At 54.4% G+C, this 855-nt stretch carries 2 protein-coding genes; both read right to left on the bottom strand.

From position 1 onward, the window contains the following. Positions 1–133 (bottom strand): DUF4134 domain-containing protein (locus HPS55_RS14075; RefSeq protein ID WP_216655542.1); only part of this gene is annotated, 133 nt, incomplete at its 3' end. A gap of 202 nt (positions 134–335) precedes the next feature. Further along, a partial coding sequence (locus tag HPS55_RS14070) for a conjugal transfer protein TraD (protein ID WP_172325124.1) occupies positions 336–855 on the bottom strand: 520 nt, incomplete at its 5' end.

The raw sequence follows: 855 nt of genomic DNA, 5'->3' as shown, positions 1-855 counted from the left end.
CGAAATACGAACTCACCATAGAGGTGGCTTCGTTGATGCCCGCGATGCCGTTTCCCTGCGCGAAGGCGGAGGCGGTTGCGGCAACCAGAAGTGCCGCTGAGAGGATAAGTTTCTGTCTGTTGTTCTTGTTCATAAACTGTTCTTGTTTTGTGCCGTCCAAAGGGTGGATAATCCTTTGTCGGGCGGTTGATACTCGGTTACTTTACTTTGGTTTAGTGGGTTGCCCGTTTGTTTCTACGGACTTGGGTGTGTCCGTTGCGGACCGGCTGTACCTTGTACCGCCGTGCGCGTGGGTGATGCCGTCTTACGTTTTCATTTTCATTCTTTTTTAGTCGTTATACATAGTTGCGGATGTCGAAGTCCTCAATATTGTCCGGGACGACAAAATCCTTTTTCGGTTTCTTCAGCCGGATTTCGATAAGCCCCTTGATGCGGATGCTCATTTCAGACGAGCCGGTCATCAGCTTCTCGTACAGCTCCGTCCCTTCCATGTCGGTGAAGACCTTTGCCGCCCGCTCCCGTTCCGTCGTTGTCGCTTCCGGGTTCTTGGCGGTTCTGACCGCATCGTCTATCTCGTCGAAGCTGCTTCCGGATGCCCTCGGCGCGTCGGACGTTTCTTCCTCCGGCTCGTCCTCCCCGAACTCCAGTTCCGAAGGCGTGAGGCTCGTGAAGGTTTCGTCGAGTTTATCCTCCGGGATTTGGGCGGGACGGGACATGGTTTCCGTGTTTCCGTCGTCAAAAGTAGCCTCTTCCTCCGTCAGTTCAATGCCTTTTTCCGAAGTGGCGGCTTCTTGCGTCGGTATGGCAGCGGTTGTCCGGGTCGATGCCATCCTGAAACGGCTCTTGCCGATGATG

It is taken from the genome of Xylanibacter rodentium (genome assembly GCF_013166575.1).
GTDB classification, from domain to species: Bacteria; Bacteroidota; Bacteroidia; order Bacteroidales; family Bacteroidaceae; genus Prevotella; species Prevotella rodentium.
The sequence above is the reverse complement of the archived record's forward strand: the minus strand, read 5'-3'. Positions and strand labels throughout refer to the sequence as shown.